At 61.8% G+C, this 26,335-nt stretch carries 21 protein-coding genes; 17 read left to right on the top strand and 4 right to left on the bottom strand.

Annotation, left to right across the window (positions count from 1 at the left end):
• Positions 1-26 precede the first annotated feature (26 nt).
• Complete coding sequence (locus tag B0919_RS23005) at positions 27-1,385, bottom strand: hypothetical protein (RefSeq protein WP_078014657.1); 1,359 nt, start codon at positions 1,383-1,385, stop codon at positions 27-29.
• Between the two features lie 251 nt (positions 1,386-1,636).
• Here B0919_RS23005 and B0919_RS23000 point away from each other — a divergent pair, with 251 nt between their 5' ends.
• The 13 genes from B0919_RS23000 (at position 1,637) to B0919_RS22940 (ending at position 15,795) form a co-directional block, all read left to right on the top strand.
• Positions 1,637-2,551 carry a M20/M25/M40 family metallo-hydrolase gene (locus B0919_RS23000; RefSeq protein ID WP_078014656.1) on the top strand — a complete coding sequence of 305 codons (915 nt, stop codon included), beginning with the start codon at positions 1,637-1,639 and terminating at the stop codon, positions 2,549-2,551.
• Between the two features lie 131 nt (positions 2,552-2,682).
• On the top strand, positions 2,683-4,941 hold the full coding sequence (locus B0919_RS22995; RefSeq protein ID WP_078014655.1) for a sodium-translocating pyrophosphatase: 2,259 nt from the start codon (positions 2,683-2,685) through the stop codon (positions 4,939-4,941).
• Between the two features lie 214 nt (positions 4,942-5,155).
• Positions 5,156-5,695: a hypoxanthine phosphoribosyltransferase gene (gene hpt / locus B0919_RS22990; protein ID WP_078014654.1), complete on the top strand. Its 540-nt coding sequence runs from the start codon at positions 5,156-5,158 to the stop codon at positions 5,693-5,695.
• An 82-nt stretch (positions 5,696-5,777) separates the two neighbouring features.
• Positions 5,778-6,401, top strand: coding sequence for an adenylate kinase (locus B0919_RS22985; protein WP_078014653.1), 624 nt, complete (start codon positions 5,778-5,780; stop codon positions 6,399-6,401).
• A gap of 216 nt (positions 6,402-6,617) precedes the next feature.
• Positions 6,618-7,730, top strand: coding sequence for a GTPase ObgE (gene obgE, locus B0919_RS22980; RefSeq protein ID WP_078014652.1), 1,113 nt, complete (start codon positions 6,618-6,620; stop codon positions 7,728-7,730).
• Positions 7,731-8,030: 300 nt separating this feature from the next.
• Positions 8,031-8,618 (top strand): nucleotide exchange factor GrpE, encoded by a 588-nt coding sequence (locus tag B0919_RS22975; RefSeq protein ID WP_078014651.1) that lies wholly within the window; start codon positions 8,031-8,033, stop codon positions 8,616-8,618.
• Positions 8,619-8,707: 89 nt separating this feature from the next.
• Positions 8,708-9,856, top strand: a complete 1,149-nt coding sequence (gene dnaJ, locus B0919_RS22970) for a molecular chaperone DnaJ (protein WP_078014650.1) — start codon at positions 8,708-8,710, stop codon at positions 9,854-9,856.
• A gap of 584 nt (positions 9,857-10,440) precedes the next feature.
• Positions 10,441-10,947: an RNA polymerase sigma factor gene (locus tag B0919_RS22965; protein WP_078014649.1), complete on the top strand. Its 507-nt coding sequence runs from the start codon at positions 10,441-10,443 to the stop codon at positions 10,945-10,947.
• A gap of 79 nt (positions 10,948-11,026) precedes the next feature.
• Entirely contained in the window at positions 11,027-11,578 is a 552-nt protein-coding gene (locus B0919_RS22960) for a hypothetical protein (protein WP_078014648.1), read from the top strand.
• A 143-nt stretch (positions 11,579-11,721) separates the two neighbouring features.
• The gene (locus B0919_RS22955) at positions 11,722-12,672 is read left to right on the top strand and encodes an ABC transporter ATP-binding protein (protein ID WP_078014647.1); all 951 of its coding nucleotides are present in this window, start codon (positions 11,722-11,724) and stop codon (positions 12,670-12,672) included.
• A 50-nt stretch (positions 12,673-12,722) separates the two neighbouring features.
• A complete protein-coding gene (locus B0919_RS22950) occupies positions 12,723-14,057 on the top strand; it encodes an ABC transporter permease (protein WP_078014646.1) in 1,335 nt (444 codons plus the stop codon).
• Between the two features lie 176 nt (positions 14,058-14,233).
• Entirely contained in the window at positions 14,234-15,079 is an 846-nt protein-coding gene (locus B0919_RS22945; RefSeq protein ID WP_254846651.1) for a ChaN family lipoprotein, read from the top strand.
• A 74-nt stretch (positions 15,080-15,153) separates the two neighbouring features.
• A complete protein-coding gene (locus B0919_RS22940) occupies positions 15,154-15,795 on the top strand; it encodes a hypothetical protein (protein WP_078014645.1) in 642 nt (213 codons plus the stop codon).
• A gap of 339 nt (positions 15,796-16,134) precedes the next feature.
• On the opposite strand, the gene B0919_RS22935 is transcribed toward B0919_RS22940, so the two are convergent.
• Positions 16,135-16,491, bottom strand: coding sequence for a HesB/IscA family protein (locus B0919_RS22935; RefSeq protein ID WP_078014644.1), 357 nt, complete (start codon positions 16,489-16,491; stop codon positions 16,135-16,137).
• Between the two features lie 224 nt (positions 16,492-16,715).
• Here B0919_RS22935 and B0919_RS22930 point away from each other — a divergent pair, with 224 nt between their 5' ends.
• Complete coding sequence (locus B0919_RS22930; RefSeq protein ID WP_078014643.1) at positions 16,716-17,249, top strand: hypothetical protein; 534 nt, start codon at positions 16,716-16,718, stop codon at positions 17,247-17,249.
• Between the two features lie 271 nt (positions 17,250-17,520).
• Here B0919_RS22930 and bshA read toward each other — a convergent pair whose 3' ends face one another.
• Positions 17,521-18,660, bottom strand: coding sequence for an N-acetyl-alpha-D-glucosaminyl L-malate synthase BshA (bshA, locus tag B0919_RS22925; protein WP_078014642.1), 1,140 nt, complete (start codon positions 18,658-18,660; stop codon positions 17,521-17,523).
• A 271-nt stretch (positions 18,661-18,931) separates the two neighbouring features.
• Positions 18,932-21,907, bottom strand: coding sequence for a glycoside hydrolase family 3 N-terminal domain-containing protein (locus B0919_RS22920; protein ID WP_078014641.1), 2,976 nt, complete (start codon positions 21,905-21,907; stop codon positions 18,932-18,934).
• Between the two features lie 420 nt (positions 21,908-22,327).
• Here B0919_RS22920 and mutL point away from each other — a divergent pair, with 420 nt between their 5' ends.
• The 3 genes from mutL (at position 22,328) to B0919_RS22905 (ending at position 26,328) form a co-directional block, all read left to right on the top strand.
• Positions 22,328-24,397, top strand: coding sequence for a DNA mismatch repair endonuclease MutL (mutL, locus tag B0919_RS22915; protein WP_078014640.1), 2,070 nt, complete (start codon positions 22,328-22,330; stop codon positions 24,395-24,397).
• A gap of 235 nt (positions 24,398-24,632) precedes the next feature.
• Positions 24,633-25,424, top strand: a complete 792-nt coding sequence (locus tag B0919_RS22910) for a rhomboid family intramembrane serine protease (RefSeq protein ID WP_078014639.1) — start codon at positions 24,633-24,635, stop codon at positions 25,422-25,424.
• Between the two features lie 16 nt (positions 25,425-25,440).
• A complete protein-coding gene (locus B0919_RS22905) occupies positions 25,441-26,328 on the top strand; it encodes a rhomboid family protein (RefSeq protein WP_078014638.1) in 888 nt (295 codons plus the stop codon).
• Positions 26,329-26,335: the final 7 nt, after the last annotated feature.

The following is a 26,335-nucleotide window of genomic DNA, read 5'->3' as shown; positions in this document are numbered from 1 at the left end:
AGGCTGCTGCGATGGGTACTCAGGGCCTAAGTAGTAGCCAAGCGGCGGCGCGCAGTGGCCGGGCGTCGTGCTGCCGGGGCCCGCTCGGTGCTCATGCTCTGCAGGATGTACAAGCCCGCCAAGTAGAAGGGAATCAGCGGAATCTTGTAACGTACCAGCGTCCCGAAGTTGTAGGAGATGATGCCTACCGAGGCCGCAAACACCAGGGCGAAGACAAAACACAGCGTCAGCACCGGGGTGCGGGCTATAAGCGCCAGCGTACGCCCGACGCCCGAGCGGTACATGATGCGCAGGGTGAAGAGCAAAAAGAACAAGCCTTCCAGGGAGGAGAGCAGCATCACGGGGTTGCGCACTTCCCACAGGAAAGGACGGTACAAAGCCACAATGATAGCCTGCGGGGCCAGCTTGGCCATGCCGCCGATGGTGCCGTCCTGTTCGCCCAGGCTGTAGGCTGAGCCTTCCTGTTTGAGGCTGGTTTGGTAGAGGTAGTCGGCCGTGATTTTGCTTCGCTCGCCGATTTTATCCACGTCGTACTTCTCGTCGCCCTTGGTCAGGTTGGTCATCACGAACAAGGCTGCCACCGCCCCCACGCCGATGAGTACGGGCTTGGCCAGCATTCGGATGAGCGTACTCTTGATGCGGTTACTGTTCTCGTTAAACACCCACAGCAGGGCCGGAGGCAGAAACGAGAGCAGGATGTACACCTTGGTGGAGTACAGCATGAAACCGGCTATGCCACCCATCACGAGCGAGTACAGCAGCCGGCGCTTCTGAATGGACGCCTGATAGAAGCCGTAGAACACCCAGCCCAGCGCCCCGATGCAGAGCGAGTCCTTCATCAGGCCTGAGCCCCAGAAGAACACCGACGGGATGAAAAAGCAGGCAATGGCCAGCTGGTGGTAAATCTGCGGCCGGATCTTGATGAAGGTGATGTACATGACCCACATGCCGCTGAAGCTGATGGCCGCGAAGAACAGGGCAATGACGGTATAGGTGCAGAAACAGAGCAGCGCCAGCACCGTGCCGATGCGCACGATAAAGTACTCCGTCTCGGCGTGGCTATACCAGAACATCTTCATGGTATAGCTGATGGTTTCGGGGTCGGTTTCGCCGTGCGCCGTGAGCAGCTTCAGCCCCAGGTGCGGCGAATCCGTGAAAGCCGTGTATACTAGCTTGATGTGGTGGAAATAATTATAGGTGTCGCCGCCGCTGTAGTAAAACTGGTAGATGAGGCCCAGGGCAATGGCGCCCACGAACTTCAGCGACAGGGCCGGAATGAAGTACTTGCGGGTGTACGCGTTGGTCACCCGCGGCCGCACGGCAAAGGCAATCAGGTAGAGCAGGCCCAGGTAAAACGGCGTGATGAATATGTCCTTTATTTCCATGGGGCCCCGTAAGTGGTTTGGTGCGGCGTGGTGCCACGACGCGCGGTAGTCGTATGGGCGCAGTGGCCCGTTGGCGTGCCAGCCCTACTACGACCAAGTCAGGCTGCGAAGTTCCCTCGGCGGACGGCAGTAACCAAATGGCCGACAGCCTATAACGGCAACTAGCCCGACGACAGCCTGCAAGCTGCTGCTGCCGGCTGTGCCCAACACAACAGCTAAAATAAAGATATTGGGCCAAACCGACCTTGAACATGCAACTCCTGCGCACCCTCTGCGGCCTCGCCGCGCCCTCCGGCAACGAAGCCCCGCTCACCGAATTTCTGCTTGACTACATCCGGCAACATGCCCCCGCGTGGCGGGTACACCCCCAGGTGCTGGCCGGCGACGACCTGCAGGACTGCATCATCTTGGTCTTTGGCCAGCCGCGCACGGCCGTGTTTGCCCACATCGATTCTATCGGCTTCACCGTGCGCTACGGCCGGCAGCTGGTGCGCATCGGTGGGCCCGACGTGGAGCCCGGCTACCGCCTCGTGGGCCGGGATTCGCAGGGCGACATCGAGTGCACGCTCACCGTCGATGAGCAAACCGGCGCGCTGGGCTACGACTTTCACCGCGACATCGAGCGGGGTACGGAGCTGACGTTCAAGTGCGACTTTCGCGAAACCGAGGAAGCCGTGCAGAGCTGCTACCTCGATAACCGCCTGGGCGTGTGGACGGCCCTGCGCCTGTGCGAAACGCTGGAGCACGGCATCGTGGCCTTTAGCTGCTGGGAAGAACACGGCGGCGGCTCGGTGAAGTACCTGGCGAAGCGCATTTACGATCAGTACCAGGTGCGGCAGGCGCTGGTCTGCGACATCACCTGGGTGACCGAAGGCGTGCACGCCGGCCAGGGCTGCGTCATTTCCCTGCGCGACTCGCTTATTCCGCGCCGCTCTTACGTGGAGCGCATCCGGCGCATTGCCGCGGCCTCGGGCATCCCGTACCAGCTGGAGGTGGAGGGCAGCGGCGGCTCCGATGGCAAAGAGCTGCAGCACGGCGCCCAGCCCTGGGATTGGTGCTTTGTGGGCGCGCCCGAGGACAACGTGCATACCCCCGATGAACTGGTGCACAAGGCCGACATCGACAGCATGTTGCGGCTTTATCAGGTGCTGATGCAGGAATTGTAAGCGGCTGAAGGCAAGAGAATAGGGGAGGGCGGCGGCGAAAAGATTGGGCGTGTAAGTAAAAGCTCTATTTTACACGCACTAAGCTGCGTTTGTACTCTCCCAATCTTCTCTCAACCTTCTAACACCGCTTTATGACCATCCTCTACCTCGCGCCCGGCCTGGGCGTGCTGGCCCTGCTCTACACGGCCTTGCGCGCTGGCTGGGTTTCCCGTCAGGACGCCGGCGACGACCGTATGCGCACCATCGCCGGCCACATCGCCGACGGCGCCATTGCCTTCCTGCGGGCGGAGTACCGCGTGCTGGCGCTGTTTGCCCTCATTGCCTGCGCCTTTCTCGGCTTCCTGAGCTTCGGCAACGAGAAATCCAGCCCCGTTATCATCGTCGCCTTCCTGATTGGGGCGGTGTTTTCGGCCACGGCGGGCTTTATCGGGATGAAAATTGCCACCAAAGCCAACGTGCGCACGGCGCAGGCCGCGCGCACCAGCCTCTCAACGGCGCTGAACGTGTCCTTCGCCGGCGGCTCGGTGATGGGCATGGGCGTGGCCGGGCTGGCGGTGCTGGGCCTGGGCGGGTTGTTTATCGTGTTCTATAACCTGTTTGTGGGCGGCGCCTCGGCCAACGGCCCCGAAATGGAGCGCGCCCTGGAAGTGCTGACCGGCTTCTCGCTCGGCGCCGAAAGCATTGCCCTCTTTGCCCGCGTGGGCGGTGGCATTTACACCAAGGCCGCCGACGTGGGCGCCGACCTCGTGGGCAAGGTGGAAGCCGGCATCCCCGAGGACGACCCGCGCAACCCCGCCACCATCGCCGATAACGTGGGCGACAACGTGGGCGACGTGGCCGGCATGGGGGCCGACCTGTTCGGCTCCTACGTGGCCACCATCCTGGCCACCATGGTGCTCGGCCGCGAAGTCATTGCCGCCGGCGACAATTACAACGGCCTCTCGCCCATCATCCTGCCCATGGTTATTGCCGGGCTGGGCATCGTGTTTTCGCTGATCGGCATTCTGGTAGTGCGCGTGAAGGAAGGCGGCAACGTGCAGGGCGCGCTCAACTTCGGCAACTGGGTCTCGATTGCCCTGACGGGGGTAGCGTCCTGGTTTGTTATTCACTACATCCTGCCCTCGGGTACGCTGAGCATGGCGCGCCTGGGCTCGGCGCCGTTTACTGCCACCGACGTGTTCTGGGCCGTATTGGTAGGCTTGATTGTGGGTGCGCTGATGAGCATCATCACCGAATACTACACGGCCATGGGCAAGCGCCCGGTGCTCAGCATCGTGCGCCAGAGCAGCACCGGCCACGCCACCACCGTCATCGGCGGTCTAGCCGTGGGCATGGAAAGCACCGTGCTGCCCATCATCGTGCTGGCCGCCGGCATCGTGCTTAGCTACCAGTTTGCGGGCCTGTACGGCGTAGCCATTGCCGCCGCCGGCATGATGGCCACCACCGCCATGCAGCTGGCCATCGACGCCTTTGGTCCCATTGCTGACAACGCCGGCGGTATCGCCGAAATGAGCGAGCTGCCCAAGGAAGTGCGCGAGCGGACCGACATTCTGGACGCCGTGGGCAACACCACCGCCGCCACTGGCAAAGGCTTCGCCATTGCCTCGGCCGCCCTCACTTCGCTGGCTCTCTTCGCTGCCTTCATGGGCACGGCCGGTATTTCGGCCATCGACATCAGCAATGCCCGTGTGCTGGCCGGCTTGTTCATCGGCGCCATGATTCCATTTATCTTCTCGGCGCTGGCTATTGCGGCGGTGGGCCGCGCAGCCATGGCCATGGTGCAGGAAGTGCGCCGGCAGTTCCGCGAAATTCCCGGCATCATGGAGGGCACCGGCCGCCCCGAGTACGAAAAGTGCGTGGCTATTTCGACGCAGGCCGCCATCCGCGAAATGTTGCTGCCCGGCGCCATTGCACTTCTGACGCCCATTATAATTGGCTACGCCTTCGGGCCCGAAGTGCTGGGCGGCACGCTGGCTGGCGTCACCGTGTCGGGTGTGCTAATGGCCATGTTCCAGAGCAACGCCGGCGGCGCCTGGGACAACGCCAAGAAGTCCTTCGAGAAAGGCGTGATGGTAAACGGCAAGATGGAATACAAGGGCTCCGATGCCCACAAAGCCTCCGTAACCGGCGACACCGTGGGTGACCCGTTCAAGGACACCTCCGGACCCTCGATGAACATCCTCATCAAGCTCATGAGCATCGTGTCGCTGGTTATTGCCCCACACATTGCCCGTCAAGGTTCACCCATCGACCGCGGCGTGGCCCCGCTGCCCCAGCGCCCCACGGTGGAGCAAATGGCCCCGGTGGTACAACCCCAGGTGCGCTACGCCGAGCTCGGCACCAAAGCCGCCCGCATCGTGCTGACCACCTTACTCAAGCAAGCCGACTAAGGCTCTGGTGCTGCTATGGCTCTAAAGTCCTGGCGCTACCACATTTAAGCTGCAAGCAACGATAATACAACGCGCTGGCAATCAATTGCCCAATTGAGGACATGCCTCGCCCCGCACCGTGGGCGCTTCGGAGCAGCCCTTCCGCCTGCCGGGAGGGCTGCTCTTTTTTGTCGTACCTTCGCCGCACATTCGACCCGGTCCAATCCTTTCCGGCATGCCCCAGGCTACCATCTCGCTGCACAACAAAGAGTTTACTCCTTACCTGAACGAAGCTGAGCTGGCCGCCGCCGTGCGCCAGGTGGCCCAACGCATCAACCAGGACTACGCCGGCAAAACCCCGCTGTTCATTGCGGTGCTCAACGGCTCCTTCATGTTCGCCGCGGACCTGATGAAGGAAGTCACCATCGACTGCGAAATCAGCTTTATCCGGGTAGCCTCGTACCAAGGCACCAGCAGCACCGGCGAGGTCAAGGAAATCCTTGGGCTGCAGGACGCCGTAGAAGGACGCCACGTCGTCGTCTTGGAAGATATTGTGGACACGGGCCATACCATGCAGATGCTGCTGGAACAACTCGGTGCCCGTAATCCGGCCTCCCTGGAAGTAGCCACGTTCCTGATCAAACCCGACGCCCTGCAGGTGCCCCTGAACGTGAAATACCAAGGCCTGGCCATTCCCAACAAGTTCGTGGTGGGCTACGGCCTCGACTACGACGGGCTCGGCCGCAACTACCGCGAGCTGTATCAGGCCGTGTAAGCACGGCGCGCCGGTTGCCCAATTCTTTCTTATCTTTCTTCTGTTCCCCCGCTTCTCTCTCACCTCCCCGCTTCCTCCGCTCATGCTTAATATCGTGTTGTTCGGCCCGCCCGGCGCTGGCAAAGGAACCCAAAGCCAAAAGCTGATCCAGCGCTACGGGCTGGTGCACCTGTCGACGGGCGACCTGCTCCGTTCGCAGATTGCCCAGGGCACCGAGTTGGGGCTGACCGCCAAAAAACTCATGGACGCCGGCGAGCTGGTGCCCGACGAGGTGGTTATCGGCATGATCGAGTCGCAGCTGGCCGGCAACAAAAACGCCGGCGGCTTCATCTTCGACGGTTTTCCGCGCACCATTCCCCAGGCCGAGGCCCTCGATGCGCTGATGCAGCGCTACGACACGGGCATCAACTGCATGATTGCTCTGGAAGTGACCGAGGACGAGCTGGTAAAGCGCTTGCTCGAGCGCGGCAAAACCTCCGGCCGCCCCGACGACCAGAACGAGGAGCTTATCCGTCGCCGCGTGGTGGAGTACAACACCAAAACGGCCCAGGTAGCCTCGTACTACGCCGAGCAGGAAAAATTCCACTCCGTGTACGGCATCGGCGACATCGAAGACATCTTCGGCCAGCTCTGCGGCCTCATCGACCGGCACCAGCCGGCCACCGTCACCGACGGCTCCAAGGCCGCTGACGAAGTAAAAGCGTAACTTTGCAGAGCCGCTAGCCCTGCTTTCGGCTTCTGACCTACAGTGTCATCCTGAGCAAAGCGAAGGACCTTATCACGCTAGAACGATGTTGTTACCACTCGTTCTACCCTGACAAGGTCCTTCGCTTTGCTCAGGATGACAGCTTTTCCGGACAATTGGATGAGTTGCGGCTCAGCTGGTTCTCCTTTTTCCTTCGTCATTCTTCCTTCTTGCCAAGTGGCTTCGAATAACTTCATCGATTACGTCAAAATCTGCTGCCGCTCGGGCCGGGGCGGGGCAGGTTCGCACCACATGTTCCGCGCCAAAGGCCGGCCCATGGGCGGCCCTGATGGCGGCGACGGCGGCCGCGGCGGCCACATCATCCTGCGCGGCAACAAGCAGCTCTGGACCTTGCTGCACCTACAGTACCAGAAGCACGTCATTGCTGGCCACGGCGAAAACGGCGGCGAAAACCTGCGCACCGGCGCCCAAGGCCAGGATATCATCCTCGACGTACCGCTGGGCACTATCGCCCGCGACGCTGAGACGGGTGAAATCCGCGCGGAAATCACCGAAGATGGCCAGAAAGTAATTCTCACGCCCGGCGGCCGGGGCGGTCTGGGCAACGACCACTTCAAATCCAGCACCAACCAGGCCCCGACCTACGCCCAACCCGGCGAGCCGGGCCAAGAAGTGTGGAACGTGCTGGAGCTGAAGCTGCTGGCTGACGTGGGCCTTGTAGGCTTCCCCAACGCAGGCAAGAGCACACTGCTGTCGGTGGTATCAGCAGCCACGCCCAAGATTGCCGACTATGCCTTCACCACCCTGGTGCCCAACCTGGGCGTGGTGGGCTACCGCGACTACCAAAGCTTCGTGATGGCCGACATTCCGGGCATCATCGAGGGGGCGGCCGAAGGCAAGGGCCTGGGCCTGCGCTTCCTGCGCCACATCGAGCGCAACGCCACCCTGCTATTCATGATTGCCGCCGACTCGCCCGATATTGCCGCCGAGTACCAGGTGCTGCTCAGCGAGCTGGAGCAGTTCAACCCCGACCTGCTGGACAAGCGCCGCGTGCTGGCCATTACCAAGTCGGACATGCTGGACGAGGAGCTGGAAGCCGAAATCACGGCCACGCTGCCCGCCGACGTACCGCACGTGTTCATTTCCAGCATCACGCAGAAAAACATCCAGAAGCTGAAGGACCTGCTCTGGCAGCAGATTCAGGACGCCCGGCGCGAAGATCCGAAGCCATTGCGCCACAGCATCTGGGTACAGAAGCGCAGCGGCGATGAGGTAGACGGTGAGGAGTTTGGCGACGAGGACGAACTGTCGGAAGACCAGTTCGACTAGGGCTGATTGGTTCGGATAACCAGAACGTCATGCAAAGCACAGCGAGGCATGACGTTCTTTTTTTGCCTGTTCCTCAATACCTCCGGCCCGCCTAAGCCAGATGCCGAGCTTGTGCTGCGGGTTCTCGTTCTACTTTTGTCATTCGGCCCGGCTGCTACTTCTGCCTAAGCGGCTGAACTAAACCGCCTGACCCAATGGTTTCCGTGCCACTATGTCACGGGTAGGCGCTTTGGCAAACTACTTGAGTTGGCCGTGTGGCTTAATCTGAACTCCCATACCCTGAAATACTTACCGTAAGGAATGGCTGACGCAACGTTTCCGAATCCCGACGAGCTGCAAGACCAAAACGCTGCAGCCGCTGGCAATACCGCTGAGCACGTAGCCGGCGAAATGTTTGACGAGCAAGGCAATGACTCGGCCGCCGACGGCGCGCCCAAGGCTGAAGCCTCCCGCACCGACCAGGAAGTGGCCGATTTGAAAGACAAGTACCTGCGCCTCGCGGCGGAGTTTGAGAACTACAAGCGCCGCACCACCAAGGAGCGGGCCGACATGTTCAAAACCGCCAACCAGGAGCTGATGACTGTGCTGCTGCCCGTGCTCGACGACTTTGACCGCGCCCGCCAGCACACGCAGGGAACCGAAGACGCCAACGTGGTGCGCGAGAGCATCGACATCATCCACGGCAAGCTGACCAAAGCCCTGCAACAGAAAGGCCTGCAGACCATGGATGCTAAGGGCGGCGCCTTCGACCCGGAACTGCACGAAGCCATTGCGCAGATTCCGGCTCCTTCGGAAGACCTCAAGGGCAAGGTGGTGGACGAAGTAGAGAAGGGCTACTACCTCGGCGACAAGGTTATCCGCCACGCCAAGGTGGTGCTGGGGCAGTAAATTTTAGTAGTCAGTAACAGGCAGTCGGACGCAGCATCTAGCGCAGAGGTCTTATTACCCAATACTGACTACCCAATACCGACAAAACCATGTCGACCAAGCGAGATTATTACGAAATCCTGGGCGTAGCCAAAAACGCGTCGGGTGACGAAATCAAGAAGGCATACCGGAAGGTGGCCATCAAGTTTCACCCCGATAAAAACCCCGACGACCCCACGGCCGAGGACAAATTCAAGGAAGCGGCCGAAGCCTACGAAGTGCTGTCGGACGAGCAGAAGCGTGCCCGCTACGACCGGTTTGGCCACCAGGGCGTGGGCGGTGCCGCCGGCGGCGGCCACGGCCCGAGCATGGAGGACATCTTCTCGCAGTTCGGCGACATCTTCGGCGGGGGCGGGGGCTTCGAGAGCTTCTTCGGGGGCGGGGCCCGCAGCCAGGGCCGGCGCGTGCGCAAGGGCTCCAACCTGCGCATCAAGCTCAAGCTCGATCTGGAGGAAGTAGCCAACGGCGTCGAGAAGAAAATCAAAGTGAAGCGCTACACGGCCTGCAACACCTGCTCGGGCACCGGCGCCAAAAACGGCACCGAGCAGCGCGACTGCGCCACTTGCCAGGGCCAGGGCCAGGTCAAGCGCGTGGTGCAAACCATGCTCGGCCAGATGGTCAGCTCCTCTACCTGCCCTACCTGCCACGGCGAGGGCAAGGTGGTGACCAGCAAGTGTGACGTGTGCCACGGCGAAGGCCGCCAGCTGGCCGAGGAAATCATTCCGATCAACATCCCCGCTGGCGTGGCCGAGGGCATGCAGTTGTCGATGTCGGGCAAGGGTAACTATCCCGAGCGCGGCGGCGTGCCCGGCGACCTGCTCATCCAGATTGAGGAGGAGCCGCACGAGCTGCTCAAGCGCGACGGCAACAACGTGGTGCTCGACCAGTACATTTCCATCGTGGATGCTGCTCTGGGCGCCTCGCTGGAAGTGCCCACCATCGAGGGCAAAGTGAAGGTGAAAATCGACCCGGGCACGCAAGCCGGCAAGATCCTGCGCCTGCGTGGCAAGGGCATTCCGGACCTGAACGGCTACGGCAAGGGCGACCAGCTTATCCACATCAACGTGTGGACGCCGAAGAACGTGACCTCGGAAGAGCGGGCCGCGCTGGAGAAGCTGCGCTCCTCGCCCAACTTCACGCCCAGCCCCGGCAAGAACGAGAAGGGCTTCTTCGAGAAAGTGAAGGAGTACTTCCAATAATCACGGATTTAGACGGATTCGTCGGATTTCACGGATTTTGTGGACGGTTACCGTCCGGACGAAGTGGTGCCACGGCTCAAAGCCGTGGCACCACTTTTTTATGCCCCTACTACCAGGATAGTTGTAGGCCCGCGCCATAGCGTGGGCATCGTTGAACGACGATGATGGCGCGTAAACTGAAACAGGAGTTACGCTAGATGGCTGGATTGCCTGTTTTTCTCAAGCATCTCTACTGCTTCGTCAGGCTCCCCCTCTCCTTTTCGAAGAGGGGGCCGGGGGGTGAGGCGAACGGGAGGCACAACGAGGCGGGAGAGATGCTCCGAAGGGCCTTCCCGCCGCTCCGAACGGCCCGCCCGCGCCTCCGAAGTCTCTTCCCGCCGTTCTGAAAGGGCTTCCCGCCACTCCGACGCGGCTTCCCGCTATTCCGAACGGCCTTCCCGGCGTTCCGACGAGTCTTTCCGGCGTTCCGAAGGGTCTTCCCGAGCTCGGGAAGACCCTTCGGAACGCCGGGTGACAGAAAAAAGTCGAACGGTTTGTAATGCCACGCCGGGTTCGGCGATTAATTCACCGAACCTAGCCTCCGAATGAGCTCTGCTGCCCCGCCCGTATCCGCCGATTTTACCGCCCTCATCGGCGAGTATCAGCCCTTGCTGCTGCGCGTGGCCCGCCTGTATTGCGCCGACGCCGCCGACCGGCAGGACCTCTACCAGGACATCGTGCTGCAGCTGTGGCGGGCGTGGCCGCAGTACCGGCCGGGCGCGGCCAAAGTCAGCACCTGGCTATACCGGGTGGCGCTGAACGTGGCCGTGTCGGACCTGCGGCGGCGCACGCGGCAGCCGGCGCCCGGCCCGCTGGACCCCGAGGCGCCCTACGCCGCCCCGCCGCCCGAGGGCCCCGACGCCGACGACTTGGCCCAGCTCTACCGGGCCATCGGCCACCTCTCCGACGTGGAAAAGGCCTTCGTGCTGCTGTACTTGGAAGAGCGCAGCTACGAGGAAATGGCCGACATCCTCGGCATCACCCAGAACAATGTGCGCGTGAAAATGCACCGCGTGCAAGAAAAGCTCCGCACCCTGATTGTCCGCGCCTGAAGCCATGGAACTCGACGACCTGCGCCAACGCTGGCGCCAACAACCAACTGAATCAGTCCCACCCTTAACCCCCGAAGCCATGCAAGCCATTCTCAGCCAGCCCTCCGGCAACCCCCTGTGGCGCATTCGTCGCAATGCCCGTTGGGAAGCCGCCGTAGCCCTCCTCTGCCTCCCGATTGCCGCTACTGTCATCCTGCTGGTGCGGGATACTTACACGCGCGCCATGGCCCTATGGCTCGCGCTGATCTGCCTCAGCTCCTTGTACTACCTCTACCAGAAGCGGCAGGTGCTCGGCCAGCTGCAGCCCACCGCCGGGGCGTTGCGCCAGCAGCTCGAGCAGCAGGTAGGGAGCCTGCGCCGGCTGGTGCAGGTGTACTACCGGGCCACCATGCTGAGCTTGTTTGGCTCGTTTGGCATCGGCTTCGTGATGCAGGTGCTCAAGTTCGGGCACACCGCGCACGGGGCGAAGCTGGCGCTGATGATTGGCGTGCTGGCGGTGGCCTACGCCTTCCTGGTCTGGCTAGGCTACAGGGCGCTGCGCGACTTTACCCGCTGGTACCTGCAGCGACTTTACGGGCAGCACCTCGACCGGCTCGAAGGCTACCTGCGCGACTTGCAGGACTCCGAATAGGCCGCGCAGGCCCCGCCGTTGGGGCCACGTTTTCGCCGGTTCAGGTCGATGAAACGACCGTTGGTCTAAGATTACCCTAGTGCGGGTACCGGCGTGCCCCCGAACTCTCTACCTTGGCAATCAGAAACATCTCTTCGACAGCTGTGAAACCAATCTTACAGGCCATTGACGTACGCAAGCAGTACGCCGCCCATACCGCCCTCGACGGGGTGAGCCTGGAGGTACCCGAAGGCACCATCTTCGGCTTGCTCGGCCCAAACGGCGCTGGCAAAACTTCCCTCATCCGCATCATCACCCAGATTACCGGTGCCGACGCGGGCGAAATCCGCTTCCGGGGCGAAAAGCTGAACCCGAGCCACATCGGGCAGATCGGCTACCTACCCGAGGAGCGCGGCCTCTACAAGAAGATGAAAGTAGGGGAGCAGCTGATGTACCTGGCGCAGCTCAAAGGCGTGAACAAGAGCGAGGCGCACCAGAAAATCAAAGGCTGGCTGGAGCGCTTCGACATCAAAAGCTGGGCCGATAAGAACATCGAGGACCTCTCCAAGGGCATGCAGCAGAAGGTGCAGTTCATTGCCACCGTCGTGCACGACCCCACGCTGGTTATCCTCGACGAGCCTTTCTCCGGCTTCGACCCCATCAACGCCAACCTGCTCAAGGACGAAATCCTGGCCATGCGCGAGCGGGGCACCAGCATCATCTTCTCCACCCACCGCATGGAGTCGGTGGAGGAAATGTGCGACCATATTGCCCTGATCAACCGCTCGAAAAAAGTACTCGATGGCCCGGTGAGCCAGGTGCGCAACGCCTACCGCTCGCAGACTTATGAGGTGGAAGGCAAAGGCCAGCTGATGGTGATGCACCCCGATTTCGAGGTCGTCGAGCACAAGGAGCGCGAAAACGGCCATTTCTACGACCGGATTCGCATCGTGCACGGCACGCCGAACGACTTGCTGCGCTACCTCATCGGGCCAGCCAACGTGGAGGTGCACGCCTTCCGCGAGCGAATCCCGAGCATCAACGAAATCTTCATTCAGCGCGTGCGCGAGACGCAGCCCGACTACGTGCCCGATACGGACGCGGTGCTGGCCTAAGCGGCTTCACCAGCCTGACAACTGCTAACTGACAACGGACGACTTTTACCATGTCTAAAATCTGGCTTATCGCGCAACGCGAGTACCTCACGCGGGTGCGCAAAAGGAGCTTCATCATCATGTCGCTCATCGGCCCGCTGCTGACGGTGGCCCTGTTTGCGGTACCCGTGCTCATCGCCAAAATGTCGGACAGCGGCAAGGTGGTGGCCGTGGCCGACGCTGGCGGCATTTTCGCCGACAAGCTGCCCGAGCCCAAGGACGACATCAGCTTTACCCGCGTGTCGCCGGACCTCACCACGGCCAAGGCCGAGTTCAAGAAGTCGAAGCACGACGCGCTGCTCTACATTCCGAAGCTCGACCTGAGCAAGCCCGCCGGCTTCCAGGTGTTTTCGCGCAAGGGCCTGGGCATGTCGCTGGAGCGCGACATCAACCGTGCCGTCAACAACGCCATTGAAAGCCAACGCCTGCAGAAAGCCGGCATCGACCGTGCCGTGCTCGACAACATGAAAGTGGACGTGGACCTGCAGACCCTGAGCCTGAGCGACGACGGTGAGCGGAGCTCCAGCACTGGCATCAGCACGGTCATTGCCTACGTCTTCGGATTCCTGATTTACATGTTCATCTTCATCTACGGCGTGCAGATCATGCGCGGGGTGATGGAGGAAAAGACCAACCGCATCGTGGAAGTGGTTATTTCCTCGGTGAAGCCCTTCCAGCTGATGATGGGCAAGGTGCTCGGCATTGCCGGGGTGGGCTTCACGCAGCTGGCCCTGTGGGTAGTGCTGTCGATGGGTATCAGCTCGGTCATGGCCGGCTCCATAAGCCCGGATAAAATTGCCGAGGACCGCGCCGCCCGCACCACCGCCGTGATGCGCCCGACCACGAGCAAAGACGAGGCGGCCAAGCAGGAAAACGCGGTGGCCAAATTCACTCAGGCCCTGGACAGCGCCGACCTGAACGTGCCATTGCTGGTGGGCTGCTTCCTGTTCTACTTCCTCGGAGGCTACCTGTTCTACGGGGCCTTGTTCGGCGCCATCGGCTCGGCCGTCGACAGCGAAACCGACACCCAGCAGTTTATGATGCCCGTCACCATGCCCCTGGTACTGACCTTCGTGGTGTCGCAGGCCATTCTGACCACTAACCCCAACGGCACGGTGGCCTTCTGGATGTCCATCTTCCCGCTGACTTCGCCCATTGCCATGATGATGCGCCTGCCCTTCGGCGGGGTACCGATGTGGCAACTGGGCCTCTCAATGGTGCTGCTGATTGCCGGCTTCGTCGGGGCCATCTGGATTGCGGGTCGTATTTACCGCGTCGGCATCCTGATGTACGGCAAGAAAGTGACCTACGGGGAGCTGTCGAAGTGGCTGTTCTACAAAGGATAATCGGATTACCTACCAGGTAAAAAAGCCCCGCAGCAATACGCTGCGGGGCTTTTTTCTGCGCCATACCGCCAGCGTCATTGGACAAACACTGCGGCTACTTGGCTGCCGCGGCGCGCCGCGGGGCGTATCTTGCCGTTATGCGTCTCTTACTTGCCTGCCTTCTTGCGCTGCTGACCATGACTGCCCAAGCTGCCGAGCCTGCCAACGACCGGCCCGCTTACCGCCTGTTCACCGCCGACGGCAAGCCCGTGGACTTCGGCAAAATGACCAAGGAGCTGGCCGCGGCCGACGTGGTGCTCTTCGGCGAGCAGCACAACGACCCCATGGCGCACTGGCTGGAGCTGCAGGTAGCCAAAGAGCTGGCCCGGCGCAAGGCGGGGCAGCTGGTACTGGGCCTGGAAATGTTTGAGCGCGACGTGCAGCCCCTGGTGGAACAGTACAACGTAGGCGAACTGGAGGCCAAGGCCTTCGAAGAGCAAAGCCGACCCTGGCCCAATTACGTCACCGACTACAAGCCCCTGCTGGAGCTGGCCCGACAGCAGAAGCTGCGCGTGGTGGGCACCAACGTGCCGCGCCGCTACGCCCAGCAAGTGGCCAAGGGCAGTCTGACGGCACTGGATGCCCTGCCCGCTGCTGAAAAAGCCTGGCTGGCTCCGCTGCCCATCAAAGTGGATTACGAGCTGCCCGGCTACAAGGGCATGGCGCAGATGTTCGGCGGCGACGCCAGCCACGCCGCCGGCGTGCACAACATTATCCAGGCCCAGGCGCTGAAGGATGCTACCATGGCCCACTTCATCCGCCAGAGCCGGCAGCCCGGCCAACTGCTGCTGCATCTGAACGGCTCTTACCACTCCGACAACCACGACGGCATCGTGTGGTACCTCCGCCAGGCCGAGCCCAGTCTACGCATTCTTACGATCAGCACCGTGACGCAGGAGCAACTGGGGAAGCTGGATAAGGAGAACCTGAAAAAGGCAGATTACGTGCTGGTGGTGCCGGCCGATATGATTAAGACGTACTAAAAGCCGGGCCCTTGCCGGTACAAGGCGGGCGGCCCTGTACCCCCACTTCCGGTTTTTACCTTGACTTTTGTCCCATGATTTCCACGAAAAACTACGCCGCTCTGCCCGACGCCGCTGCCCTGCAGCAGCTCTGCAAAGCCATGGCCGTGCTCGACGCCATCAACTCCCCGGAGTGGGAGTACCGCTACCATTCCTACGACCCGGCCTGGGGACTCGACGAAGCCGTATTTCAGCTCAATACCGGCGAAGGCGACGAAATGCTGGTTATCTTCCGGCCCGAGGGTTGCTGCATCAACGGCTTCATCGACGGCTACGCCCAGCCCGATAAGGCGCAGGTGACGCAAGGCCTGCCCGCCGCCTTTGAGGAGTTTGTGTTCGGCGAGCCGGTGGCCTCCATCGGTACCACCTTTTGCCTGTGGTACACACCGACGCAGGGCTGGCAGACCGGCGTGGTGGACGAAAACGCCGACGACGGCTCGGAAGAAATGCTCTACCTCTTCGACGGACGCCCCGAGGCCTACACCGAATGGGCCAACGAGTACTTTGTGGAGGACACCGGCCGCCAGCTCATCGATGCAGCCGACGTGTCGCGCGTGTACCGCGGTGAGGTGCTGACCAAGGAAGCAGTGCAGCGCATCAACGAGGAGACAGAGGACTGGGCTCAGCTGGAAGCGGACTTACAGGAAATCGGCTACCCGTACGATTTCAGCAAGTAAGCGACTAACCAGCCTGGGCAATACGAAGTGATGCACCCGCGCTGGAACGCAAACCGCGTGCTCGATTACCGGATGCAGCGTGGCAGAGCTTTACGGACCAGCCTTCGTGGAGCCGCTGAGTGAGGCACCGCGCTCCTTATTCATGGCCGATGGCTCGGCGGTGAAAGTGATAAGCGGCGAAAAAATCCAGTAGCTCGGTTGGCCTCAGTTAAGGCTAGGCGTGGTAGTCGCAGCCAACTTTTTAAGCTGGCTGGTTTCCCGCAGGAAACCAAAACCCAGAAAAAAGCCCCGGTAACTTTCGAGTTACCGGGGCTTTTTTGGTGCTGAAACCGGGGCTGACTACGCCGAGAACGAAGAGCCGCAGCCACAGGTGCTCTTGGCTTGGGGGTTGTTGAAGATAAAGCCGCGAGCGTTCAGGCCGTCTTGAAAGTCGACTTCCATTCCCATCACATACATCGCGTGCTTCTTGTCCATGATCAGCATCACGCCGTCGAGGTCAAAGGTTTCGTCCTGGTCTTTGGCCTTATCAAAGCCCAGCAGGTAGCTCAGACCCGAGCAGCCGCCGCCCTGTACGCCTACGCGCAGGCCGTAGTCGGTCGGTACGTTCTTCTCGCGCAGGATATTCTTTACTTCCTCCAGCGCGCGGGGCGTCAGCGAGATGGGGGCCAATTTGGTGGAAGCCGTGGCAGTTGCCATAGTCGAAAGTTGTTGCGTAGGAACTTCGGAAGAAGGGGCTCATCCGCCCGGACTACAAAGATACTGTCCTCGGGCGATTCGCCGTATCATTCCCTTAACAGTAGCCCCGCGCGTCCGGTTCACGTATATCTTTGCCGGCCGCCTTCGGCGCCTCGCTTCACCCGTACTGCTTCTGACCTTTTCTGCTTCGCGCCCCGCGCGGAGCTTTTGCGCCTCTTGCCCGCATGGATTCTTCCCTGATCATTGATCTGCTCAAGATTACCCTTCCCGCGCTCATCGTAGCCGGCACCGTGTACTACCTCCTCCAGCAGTACCTCACCAAGGAGCAGCAGCGCCGCCTCATCGAGCTGCGCCTGGAAAGCTCCAAAACCACGCTACCGCTGCGCCTGCAGGCCTACGAGCGGGTTATCCTGCTGCTGGAGCGCATCACGCCCAACAACCTGATGGTGCGCCTCAGCTCGGCTGGCCAGACGGCTCCCGAGTACCATCGCGTGCTAATCCAGGAAATCCGGGCCGAGTACGAGCACAACCTTTCCCAGCAGCTCTACATGAGCCCTGAAGCCTGGGCCCAGGTGCGGCAGGCCAAGGAAAGCGTCGTAACGCTCATCAACAAAGCCTACCAGACCCTGCCTAACCAGCAACAGGCCCGCGGCACCGAGTTGGCCAAGCGCGTGCTCGAAGCCCTGCTCACCGACGAAGTCGATCCGACCACGTCCGCCATCGAAACCGTGAAGCGCGAGGCGGTGGGGCTGTTCTAGCCCAGCGGCTCACCCCGCTGTCATTGCGAGGAGGCACGACAGAGCAACCGCAGGAAGGTGTAGCCAATCCTGCCTTTCGCGGTAGAAACGGCTCAATTGGCAGTAGCCTAAAAACAGCACCGCCCGGAACCTCAGATGCAAGGTTTCGGGCGGTGCTGTTTTCGGTTAGTAAGTATTGCGCCGTCGGTACTACTAGAGGAAGGATTGACGCCGCTTGATGCGCGGAATGTCGTGCCTCCTTGCAATGATAGCGGGATGAACCGGAGGTTTGCTACACCCCGGCCATTACCGCGTCAATGGCCCGCTGGTAGCAGGCCTCGTAGCGGGGCAGGATGTTCTCCACGGCAAACTCCTCGGCACGGGCACGGGCTGCTGCTTTGAAACGAGATAGGTTGGCGTCGTCGAGCACGTAGAGGGCATTTTTGACCATGCTGGCTACGTCGCCCACGTTGCTCACGAAGCCGGTGACACCGTCCACGTTCAGTTCCGGAATGCCGCCGGCGTTGGTGCTGATGACGGGCACCTCGCAGGACATGGCCTCCAGCGCCGCCAGGCCGAAGCTCTCCTTCTCCGAAGGCATCAGGAACAGGTCCGACACGCTGAGCACTTCCTCCACGGCTTCGAGCTTGCCCAGGAAGCGCACGTCGTGGCTGCTCAGGTTCAGCTCCCGGCACAGCTTCTCGATGCGCGGGCGGTCAGGCCCATCGCCCACGAGCAGCAGCTTGGCCGGAATCTGCTGGCGCACCCCGTCGAAGATGTGCACCACGTCGTCGACGCGCTTGACGGAGCGGAAGTTGGAGGTGTGGATGAGCAGCTTTTCGCCCTCTGGCGCAATGGCGGCGCGGAAATGCTCCTTGGGCTGCTTCTTGAAACGCTCCAGGTTGATGAAGTTAGGAATGACCTCAATTTCCTTCTCGACGGCGAAGTACTGATAGGTTTCGTCCTTGAGGTCCGCCGAAACCGAGGTTACAGCGTCCGATTGGTTGATGCTGAACGTTACCACCGGCTCGAACGAGGCGTCTTTGCCCACCAGCGTAATATCGGTGCCGTGCAACGTGGTGATGACCGGGATATTGATGCCCTTGGTACGCAGAATCTGCTTGGCCATGTAGGCCGCCGAGGCGTGCGGAATGGCGTAGTGCACGTGCAGCACGTCGAGCTTTTCGTTCTGCACGATGTCGACCATCTTGGAGGCCAGCGCCAGCTCGTAGGGCGGAAACTGGAACAAGGGGTAGGAGGGCACGAAGACCTCGTGGTAGAAGAGGTTTTCGTTGACGAAGCTCAGCCGCACCGGCTGGCTGTAGGTGATGAAGTGCACGCGGTGGCCCTTCTCGGCCAGGGCCTTGCCCAGCTCCGTCGCGACGACACCCGAGCCGCCAAAGGTGGGGTAACAGACAATGCCAATGTTCATACAGGGTGGGGCGGCTGAGGGAGGAGAGAAGAAGATTTGCAGCTTAACCGCGCAAGCGGCGGCAAGTTGGCAAAACGGCTAAAATTCTGCCGGGCTTAATGGATACGTAATCCGGCACCGAATTGGGTAGCCACAGTTGGGCATGACGTGGGCTGTAGGGCAAAAAAGAACGCGCTGTCCTGGTCAGGGACAGCGCGTCGGTCAAGGGGTTGCTTGTTCCACACCACATAGAAATGCTCCCCCTCAAGTCAACCAATTCCTCGTTAGCAGTTTAGCCCTTGGCTTTGTCCACGTCTTTTAAGATGGCTTTGTAGATGACGTCGTGGATGCGCGTACGGATGTTGTACTGGCGCAGCTTGTTGTTGCCGGCATCCGGATATACGCGGTTCGATAGGAAGATGTACAGCAGCTTGTTGTCCGGGTCCATCCACACGCAGGTGCCCGTGAAGCCCGTGTGGCCAAAGGTGGCGGCCGGCGAAAGGTTGCTGGTCGGGCCTTCCGGCTTGCTCGGGTCGCCGTGGTCCCAGCCGAGGCCGCGGCGGTTGGTAGCGCTCTGCTGGCGGGCAAACTCGGCCACCACCGGCGTGTTGAAGAACTTCCGTTCACCATAGCGGCCGTTTTGCAGGTTCATCTGCATGAGCACGGCCAGGTCGTTGGCATTGGAGAACAGGCCCGCGTGGCCGGCTACGCCGCCCATGAAGGCTGCGGTCTGGTCGTGCACGCTGCCCTGCAGCTGCGCGTGGCGGAAGTACGTGTCGTTTTCGGTGGGCGCGATGCACGACTTCGGGAACCGCTGCAGCGGGTTGTAAGTCATCGTGCTCAGGCCCAGCGGCGCGTAGAAATTCTGCTGCAGGAAAGCCTCCAGCGGCTGATTCAGCTGCTTTTCGGCCAGGCGCTTCAGGATGATGAAGCTCAGATCAGAGTACTCGGTGGGGTAAGCGCCCTTTACCTTCGGCAGCAGCGAGCTGCGCTTGATCCACGTCCATACCGAGTCTTCGGCCGTGCGCGACACGTAGGTGCCCGGAATGACTTCGCGCTGGTACACGTCGTTCTGCGTGCTGGCGTAGAAGGTCGGCTTCAGCTCGCCGGTGCGCGTCACCGTCCGCTCCCAGGTCGGGATGCCTGCCTTCAGACCGGCCTGGTGCAGCAGTACGTCGCGCACGGTCATGTCCTTCTTGTTGGTGCCCTTCAGGTCGGTGAGGTAGTCGGCTACCTTGCTGTCGAGGTTAATCTTGCCCTCGTCCTTGAGCCACATAATGGCCTGCAGCGTGCCGGCTACCTTCGACACCGAAGCCAGGTCGTAAATCGTCTCGTTCGTAACGGGCTGCGACTTATCGTAGGTGCAGTAGCCGTAGCTCTTGTTGAACACCACGGCGCCGTCCTTGGCCACCAGCACCTGGCAGCCGGGCGTGGCCGCGTAGGCAATGGCCTCGGTAGCTACGTTGTCGATTTGCGCCAGCACTTTTGAGTCGAGGCCTACAGCTTCGGGAGTTTCGTAGCGTAGGCGGTGGAAATCGGCCGTGGGCAAGCCCACACCGGCCACCAGCTTCTCCGAAACTGTGACGGGCAGGCGGCCTTTGGCGGGCATGGCGCCGAACAGAATCTGCGGTACCACCTGCTGCGAGGCGTAGTTGTCCTCGTAGCCGCAAACCAGCGTGCGGGCGTCCTCCACGTACTTGAGCGCGTAGGCGTTGCCCATCACCACCACCACGGTTTTCAGGTCCTTGCGCGCCTGCAGCTGCTTGATGAACTTCAGCGCTCCGTCGCCCAGGCCGTAGTTGTGGGCCGGCGTGTTGTTCATGTTGTGCAGGCTCACCACCACCGTGTTGTAGCCGTCGAGCTTGGTCAGCAGGCGCTGAAACGTCGAGTCCGGGGCGTAGCGGTTGGTGATGGTGTAAGTGGAGCAGGGCATGTAATGCTGCATCGTCTCCCCAAACCAGTTGCCGTTGACTGCCCCGATGGCAATGGAAGCCATTTTCAGCGTGTCGAGATGGGCGAAGGGCAACAGGTCGTCCTCGTTCTTCACCACGGTAGTGGCGTGCTCGTAGATGGTCTGCTGCACCACCCGGCTCAGCGGGCGGTTCAGGTTGTCCATCAGGCGCGGCACGTCGATGGGCTGGAGGCGGTTCAGCCCGGCCCAGTATTTGGCGCGCAGAATTTTGCGCACCCGGTAGTCAATGTCTTCCTGCGCAATCTTGTTGTCGACCACCAGCTGCTTGATCTTCTGCACGGCCATGGGCACGTCCTCCGAAAACAGCAGCACGTCGTTGCCGGCGAGCAGGGCCAGGGCATCCAACTCGCCCGGCTTGTACAGGTTCGTGACGCTCTTCATGTTGAGCGCGTCCGTAAACACCAGCCCGCGGTAGTCCATCTTCTCCTTCAGCAGACCCGTCACCAGGTTGCGCGAAATGGTGGCCGACTGGTTGCGGACCGTGTCAAACAAGGGCATGTACAGGTGGCCCACCATCACGCCCATCACCCCGGCCTCAAAGGACTTCTGGAAGGGAAACAGGTCAACGTTGGTCAGGCGGGCCATGTCGGTGTTGATAACCGGCAGGGCCAGGTGCGAGTCCACGTCGGTGTCGCCGTGGCCGGGGAAGTGCTTGGCTACGGCAATGACGCCGTGGTCCTGCAGCCCGCGAATGTAGGCCAGGCCAAAGCGCGTCACCTGCTCCTTGTTCTCGCCGAAGGAGCGGTTACCGATGACGGGGTTGTTCGGGTTGGAGTTGACGTCCATCACCGGCGAAAAGCTCACCTGCACGCCGATGGTGCGCAGCTTCAGAGCAATTTCGCGGCCCATCTGGTACACGTACTGCGGGTTGTCCATGGCACCGAGCGTCATTTGCTTGGCGAAGTGCATGGACGAGTCCAGGCGCATGTTCAGGCCCCACTCCGCGTCCATGGCAATGAGCAACGGCGTACGGGCGGCGGCCTGGTAGCGGTTGGTAAGGATGGCCTGGCGGCGCGGGCCGCCCTGCAGGAACATCAGCCCGCCGATGTTGTACTCGCGGACGAGAAACTCGGTGTAGTTGACGTGCTTCTTGTCCTTGTTGGAGTAGGCCGCCACCATAAACAGCTGCCCCAGGCGCTGCTCGGGCGTGAGGGAGTTGAACACGGAGTCCACCCACTGCTGCTCGGCTACGGAAGCCGGCCGCAGCCCGTCCTTCAGGGGCGCCGACGACGACACGACCAGACCCGTAATGGCCAACAACAGCAGTACCAGTCCAATCCGAAAATCCTTGCCCATTGGCCTTCTGAGTCGTGTCGCGTATGGTAAAATGGTCAACTCCGCCGCCTGCGCCGACGCCCTTCGGCGACGGCCGAAGCCGCCGGGGAAGGGCGCTGACACGCGGAGCGGAAATAACCGGCCGTAGCCCGGAAGACGGCGGCCGGCTTTGCCCGGGGCGCGAGCCCGCAAGCAAAAGCTGACCACAAACTTACGCATTATTTCCGGTGGGGGATTGATGCGAAGCCCGTGCCAATGACAGCGGGCACGCGTTGGAGGTTCCGGCCAGTGCAGGGTTCCGGAAATATTCCGATCGGGCTGCGGTCAGAATCCAGCCGCCCGCGCAAAGGCCGGCTATATAGCAGCAAGGCCCGGCCGGCTGCCGTACCTTTGCGCTGCTGTGAAAACTAACGCCGCCACCTCGGCGGTTCGTGTGCTGCCATGTCCGACATTATTCAACTGCTACCCGAGTACCTCGCCAACCAGATTGCCGCCGGCGAGGTCGTGCAACGCCCGGCTTCGGTGGTAAAGGAGCTGCTGGAAAACGCCGTCGACGCGGGCGCCACCCAGATTCAGCTCATCGTGAAGGAAGCCGGCAAGCAGCTGGTGCAGGTGGTCGACAACGGCTCGGGCATGTCGGCTACGGATGCGCGCATGAGCCTGGAGCGCCACGCCACCAGCAAGATCCGCACGACGGAGGACCTGTTCCAGATCCGGACCCTGGGCTTCCGCGGCGAGGCGCTGGCCTCCATTGCGGCCGTGGCCCAGGTCGAAATCAAAACCAAGCTGCGCGCCCAGGACACCGGTACCCAGCTGCTGGTGGAAGGCTCGCAAGTGGTGAAACAGCAACCCACAGCCTGCCCCGACGGCACCAGCATTGCCGTCAAGAACCTGTTCTACAACGTGCCGGCGCGCCGCAACTTCCTCAAGAGCAACGCGGTGGAGATGCGCCACATTCTGGACGAGTTTCAGCACGTGGCCCTGTCAAAGTCGAACGTGAGCTTCTCGCTCTACCAGAACGATTTGGAGGTATTCAACCTGCCCGCCGGCAAGCTCAGCCAGCGCGTGGTGCAGCTGCTCGGCAACAGCTACAAGGAGCAGCTGGCGCTGGTGGAGGAAGTCACGCCGTTCATCTCGGTGAAGGGCTACATCGGCAAGCCGGCTTCGGCCAAGAAAAGCCGCGGCGACCAGTTCTTCTTCGTCAACGGCCGCTTTATCCGTTCGGCGTACCTGAACCACGCCGTGCTGGCCGCCTACGAGGGGCTGCTGCCCAAGGAAACGCACCCGTTCTACGTGCTCTTCCTGGAGCTGGACCCCAAGGCCATCGACATCAACGTGCACCCGACGAAGACGGAAATCAAGTTCGAGGACGAGAAAACCGTGTACGCCATCATGCGCGCCGCCGTGAAGCAGGCGCTGGGCCTGCACAACATGGCGCCCTCGCTCGACTTTGAAAGCGACGTGAACTTTGCCCCGCTGTCCGGCCTGCGCACCAGCACCCGCTCCGAGTTTGCGGGCGCCGATGATGACGCCGGCCTCGACGCAGGCCGCGAAGGCGGCGCCCTGGCCGCGGCCATGGCCGCTGCGGCTACGCCCGCCCGCCAGTCGCGCGGCACCGGCAGCCGCGGCGGAGTCGACGAAAAGCCGCTCACGCCGCGCCCCACCGAGCAGGCCCGCAAGGCGCTGGAAGACTTCTACCGCTCGCTCAGCCAGCCCGGCGCCCTCGAAGACATCGAGGCCGAAGCTCCCGATGCCAAGCCCGAGCCGCTGCCCATGATTCCGGTGCTGCCCGTAACGGCGGTGGCCGCATTGGTGCCCGATTTGCCCGTGGTGCCGGCTGTGCCCACGGCGCCGCCCTCTGCGGCTATGGCCGCTCCCGCCCCTGAGTTGCCGCTCACGCACGCCGGCGCAGGGGCAGGAGCTTTGAGCGCTGAAGCGGCGGTACCGGGCCGCCGCGCCGTGCAGGTGCAGCAGTACGTGCTGGTGCCGGTGAAGTCGGGGCTGATGCTGATTGACCACCTGGCGGCGCGGGAACGGATTCTCTACGAGCAGTATCAGCGCGCCGCGGCGCAGGAAAATAGTTCTTCGCAGACGCTGCTGTTTCCGCGCACTGTGTCTTTCTCGCCCGCCGACTACACCGTGCTGCGCGAAGTCACTACCGAGCTGCACGCGCTGGGCTTCCGCTTCAATGAATTCGGCCCCAACACCATCGTGGTTGAAGGTCTGCCCGTCGACGTGCCGGCCCGCAGCAACGAGAAAGAGCTGCTGGAAGGCCTGCTGGAGCAGTTCCGTATGCCCGTGGGCCGCGCCCGCCTCGACCGCCGCGAGCAGCTGGCTCGCGCCCTGGCTCACCGCGTGGCCGCCGGCGCTGCGGCCCGCCTCAGCGAGATGGAAATGACGGCGCTGGTGGACCGCCTTTTCGCCTGCCAGACACCCGGCTACACCCCCGACGGGCAGCGCACTTTGGTAATGCTGGAGCTGTATCAGCTGCAGGAATTCTTCCTGCGCTAAGGCTGGTAAATTTTCCTCCTGGCATATTTCCAGCTACTTAGCTCCTGCCTGCGCTGGTTAATCAGCGCAGTTGGTGCCGCCGTTTTACCTTCGTTGCCGTCGTCGCGGCGGTGCTGGGCACCGTTGTGCCCCGCGGCTTTGCGTATGCAGGCTGGTGGCGGCGCGAAAAGACGGGCTTTGCAGCGTCGACATCAGTAGTCACCCAGCCGTATTCAGCGGATTTAACCTGCGCTTTATGTTCAACGTCACCCCGATGGTGCGCAACCTGCTGCTCATCAACGTCGCCCTGCTGTTCCTGGAGTCCATGGGGGCGCTGGGCAACGTGCCGAAACTGCTGGCCCTGTACCCGTGGACCTCGGAGTACTTCCAGCCCTTTCAGCACGTGACCTACATGTTTCTGCACGCGGGATTCGGGCACTTGCTTTCCAATATGTTCGGCTTGTTTTCCTTCGGGCCGATGCTGGAAATGCGCTGGGGCGCGCAGCGCTTCCTGGTGTTCTGGCTGGTGTGCGGGGTAGGAGCGGGCCTGCTCTACTCGGGCATCCGGCAGTACGAAATTTCGCACATGCGCCAGGACCGGGATGCGTTTCTGGAAGCACCCTCGGCGGTGGGCTACAGCGACTTCTTCCGCAACTATTACCCCGAGGCTTTCGACGACGCGGCCGTAGTAGCCAATGCCCTGCGCAGAACGCCGGACGATGCGCGCCTGCAGCAGAGCGCCATCCGCACCGTCGATGAAATCTACCAAGCCAGCAACAACGTACCCATGGTGGGGGCCTCCGGGGCGCTGTTCGGGATTCTATTGGCTTTTGCCTATCTTTTCCCCAACACCGAGCTGATGCTCCTGTTTTTCCCCTTTCCTATTAAGGCCAAATACTTCGTCGCGCTGTACGGACTGTACGAGCTGTATGGAGGTATTCAGCGGGCGCCCGGCGATACGGTAGCCCACTTCGCCCACCTCGGCGGAATGTTGTTCGGCTTCCTGCTGTTAAAATACTGGGAACGTCATCACTCGCGTTTCTACTAATCCCACCCGCCCCTTCATGAGCATCCTCGCCGATATTCAGGCCACGTTCAGCCGCCGCGACAACGCCCTCAATCAGCTGTTGGTCATCAACGTGCTGGTATTTGTGGTGTTGGTAACGTTGGGGGCCGTGCTGCACCTGACGGGGGCCACACCCGCCTACGACGCGCTGCTGCGGCAACTGGCTCTGCCCTCTGACTTGCCCGGCCTGCTGCGCCACCCCTGGACGCTGCTTACCTACGCCTTCACCCACGAAGGCTTCTTTCACATCCTCTTCAATATGCTGAACCTGTACTGGTTCGGTATGCTGGTGCGCGAGTACCTCGGCGACCGTCGCCTGGTCAGCATTTACATCCTGGGGGCTTTTGCCGGGGCGCTGTTTTTCCTGCTGAGCTACAACCTGCTGCCCAAGCTGCAGCCCTTCCTGGGTGTGCCCATGGTGGGCGCTTCGGCCGCCGTCACGGCCGTTATCGTAGCCGGCGCCACGCTGTTGCCCGACTACACCTTCAACCTGTTTCTGTTTGGACCGGTCCGCATCAAGTACATTGCCGCCGCCGTAGTGGTGATTTCGCTGGCAGGTGTCAATAGCTCCAATCCTGGCGGACAAATTGCCCACCTGGGCGGCGCGGCGTTGGGCTACGCCTACATCCGCCTGCTGCAGCGGGGCCACGACATGGGCCGGCCCGTGGTAGCGGTGGGCGAGTGGATTAATGCCCTGCTGCACGGCCGCCGCCGCCTGCGCGTGACGCACCGCAGTCCGCAGGAAACGCCGGCCGGTAAGCGCGGCCCGCTGGCTCAACCCGCCCAGGAGGAAATCGACCGGATTCTGGAAAAGATTTCCCGCTCGGGCTACGAAAGCCTGTCGAAGGAAGAAAAGCAGAAGCTCTTCAAAGCCAGCCAGCAGTAAAGCTAGT

Source organism: Hymenobacter sp. CRA2, from assembly GCF_002007105.1.
GTDB lineage: Bacteria > Bacteroidota > Bacteroidia > Cytophagales > Hymenobacteraceae > Solirubrum.
This window is presented reverse-complemented; position numbering and strand designations above follow the sequence as displayed.